This is a genomic window from Streptomyces colwelliae (genome assembly GCF_048158785.1).
Classification (GTDB): domain Bacteria; phylum Actinomycetota; class Actinomycetes; order Streptomycetales; family Streptomycetaceae; genus Streptomyces.
In genome coordinates, this window is the sequence record NZ_JBLTJC010000682.1 from 1 (window position 1) to 2,605 (window position 2,605).

The 2,605-nt window shown below is 70.4% G+C and carries 3 protein-coding genes; all 3 read left to right on the forward strand.

Annotated features, from left to right (window positions below):
* Nucleotides 1–211: 211 nt before the first annotated feature.
* Nucleotides 212–1,222 carry an oligopeptide/dipeptide ABC transporter ATP-binding protein gene (locus ACNFOC_RS53110; protein ID WP_416966131.1) on the forward strand — a complete coding sequence of 337 codons (1,011 nt, stop codon included), beginning with the start codon at nucleotides 212–214 and terminating at the stop codon, nucleotides 1,220–1,222.
* A complete protein-coding gene (locus tag ACNFOC_RS53115; RefSeq protein WP_416966129.1) occupies nucleotides 1,219–2,154 on the forward strand; it encodes a dihydrodipicolinate synthase family protein in 936 nt (311 codons plus the stop codon). The genes ACNFOC_RS53110 and ACNFOC_RS53115 overlap by 4 nt, the downstream gene beginning before the upstream one ends.
* Nucleotides 2,155–2,242: 88 nt before the next feature.
* On the forward strand, nucleotides 2,243–2,605 hold a 363-nt coding region (locus ACNFOC_RS53120; RefSeq protein ID WP_416966130.1), incomplete at its 3' end, for an NUDIX domain-containing protein.

The window sequence follows — 2,605 nt, forward strand, 5'->3', positions numbered from 1 at the left end:
GCCGACGACATGGAACTCGTTCGGCCCGTTCATCGTGTGGTACACGGTCGGATCGGCCGCGATGTTCTCCCAAGTCGCCTCGCCGAGTGCGTCCAGCTGCGGCGGCCGCGCGGACGCGATCGCCGAGTTCAAGAAGCAGTTCGAGACCTCGGACGGCAAGCTCCTCGGCGCGCACGTTGCTGGAGGAGCGCACGACGATCGCCCGGGCCCGCTGGTCGAGTTGGCCGACGCCCATGTCGTCCACAAGGCGCGCAGCGGCGGTCTGTTCAGCCGCGACCGGGTCTACGCCCTGACCGGCGCCGACCTCACGATCGCGCCCGGCGAGACGGTCGGCGTGGTCGGCGAGTCCGGCTGCGGCAAGTCGACGCTGGCGAAGGTGCTGGTGGGCGTACAGCGGCCGACGTCGGGCACGGTGTCGTTCCGGGGCCGCGACCTGTGGTCGATGCCGGACGGCGAACGCCGGGCCGCCGTCGGCACGGGCATCGGCATGATCTTCCAGGACCCGTCGACCGCGCTGAACCGGCGCCTGACGATCCGCCGGATACTGCGGGATCCCCTGGACGTACACGGTCGCGGTACGCGGGCCGAACGGGAGGACCGGGTACGGGAGTTGATGTCCCTGGTCGGCCTCCCGCGCGCGCTGGCGGACGGCCTGCCGGGACAGCTCTCGGGCGGCCAGCGCCAACGCGTGGCGATCGCACGGGCGTTGGCACTGAACCCCGACCTGGTGGTGGCCGACGAACCGACCAGCGCGCTGGACGTGTCGGTCCGCGCCCAGATCCTCAATCTCCTCCTGGATCTGAAGGAACGCCTGGGCCTGGCCCTGGTGTTCGTGTCCCACGACATCCAGACGGTACGGCGGATGAGCGACCGCGTGATCACCATGTACCTGGGCCGGATCGTCGAGGAGACCCCGGCCGACCAGGTCACCGACCGGGCGCGGCACCCGTACACCCGCGCCCTGTTCTCGGCGACCCCCGGTCTCCTCCACCCCATCGACCCGATCCCGCTGATCGGCCCGGTGCCGTCGGCCACGCGTCCGCCGAGCGGCTGCCCGTTCCGCACCCGCTGCTGGAAGGCGGACGAGGTGTGCGCATCCGCCATGCCGGACTTTTCGCCCGCGTCGACGCCGGGACATCGCTACCGCTGCCACCATCCTGTGGAGGAGGACCTGACCACCCGCGACCTCGTTCGCCAAAGCCGCCCCATGGAGCCTTCATGACCTTCCCCGCCCCGCTCACCGGTGTCGTACCGCCCGTCTGCACACCCCTGACACCGGACCGCGAGGTGGACGTCCGTTCACTGCTCAGGCTCGTCGACCATCTGGTGGAGGCCGGGGTGCACGGGCTGTTCCTGCTCGGTTCGACCTCGGAGGCGGCGTATCTGACGGACCGGCAGCGGAGGTACGTGGTGGAGGCGGTGGTGGCTCATGTCGGGGGTCAACTCCCCGTGCTGGCAGGGGCGATCGACATGACCACGCCTCGGGTGCTGGACCATGTGGCCGCCGTGACGGACGCGGGTGCCGACGCGGTCGTCGTGACCGCGCCCTTCTACACGCGCACCCATCCCGCCGAGATCGCCCGCCACTACCGTCTGATCGCCGCCGCGTCGTCGGTCCCGGTCGTCGCCTACGACCTCCCGGCCTCCGTCCACACAAAACTCCCCTCCGACCTCGTCCTCGAACTCGCCGCCGAGGGGGTACTGGCCGGGCTCAAGGACTCCAGCGGCGACCTCGGCGGCTTCCGTACGGTCGTGACCGGCGCGCGTGTCCGTCCGGACATCACCGGGTTCAGCGTGCTGACGGGGTCCGAACTGTTCGTCGACTCCGCGCTGGCGTTGGGAGCGGACGGGGCGGTGCCGGGGCTCGCCAACGTCGATCCGCACGGGTACGTCCGTCTCGACGCGCTGTGCCGAGCCGGCGACTGGGACCGGGCCCGTGCCGAACAGGAGCGGTTGTGCGCGTTGTTCGGGCTGGTGGGTGTCGGTGACCCGGCGCGGATGGGGGGTAGTTCGTCGGCGCTGGGGGCGTTCAAGGCGGCGCTGCATCTGCGGGGCGTGATCGCGTGTGCGGCGACTGCGGAGCCTCAGGTGGGGTTGTCTGCGGACGAGGTGGGACAGGTGGGGAAGTTCCTGGCGGCAGGCGGGTTGCTGTAACCACATTTCCCACCCGCCCGTCTCGGTCACGTCTGGGGCGTGAACGCCTACGGTGCTCCGGTGTGGCACCAATAGCAGAGGGGTGACCATGGCACGGACCGAGTACTACGACGACCCGGCGGCACCGGAGCCGAACAGCTTGGTCGTCGCCGCGTCCGCGGTGGTCACCGACGACGAAGGGCGCGTGCTCCTTCAGCGCCGCCGGGACAACGATCTCTGGGCGCTGCCTGGCGGGGGCATGGAGATGACCGACTCACTCCCGGGAACGGCCGTCCGCGAGGTGAAGGAGGAAACGGGGCTGGACGTGGAGATCACCGGGCTCGTGGGTACGTACACCGGCCCTCGCCATGTGATCGCGTACTCGGACGGTGAGGTGCGCAGGCAGTTCAACGTCTGCTTCACCGCCCGCACGGTCGGCGGCCGGCTCGCGATCTCGGACCTCGTGAATCAC

What these genes read in the sequence shown, in the direction of transcription:
- ACNFOC_RS53115 (WP_416966129.1), top strand. Translation starts at nt 1,219, where the DNA reads ATGACCTTCCCCGCCCCGCTCACCGGTGTCGTACCGCCCGTCTGCACA.